Raw genomic sequence first — 287 nt, forward strand, 5'->3', positions numbered from 1 at the left:
GAGAGTGATGTAAATTCAGATAGTATTCAAACTTGGTGATGGTCGTTAAACAACTCACACCTGTTTGAGAGTGATGTAAATTCAGATAGTATTCAAACTTCATTAGTAGGTTGTATCTCAGACCATCTGTTTGAGAGTGATGTAAATTCAGATAGTATTCAAACTTCCCAGTTACGGAATTAGCCCTTAATTTAGTTTGAGAGTGATGTAAATTCAGATAGTATTCAAACTGCAGGTGCAGGAGGAAATCTTTATTATTCGTTTGAGAGTGATGTAAATTCAGATAG

Source organism: Leptotrichia sp. oral taxon 215 str. W9775 (assembly GCF_000469505.1).
GTDB lineage: Bacteria > Fusobacteriota > Fusobacteriia > Fusobacteriales > Leptotrichiaceae > Leptotrichia_A.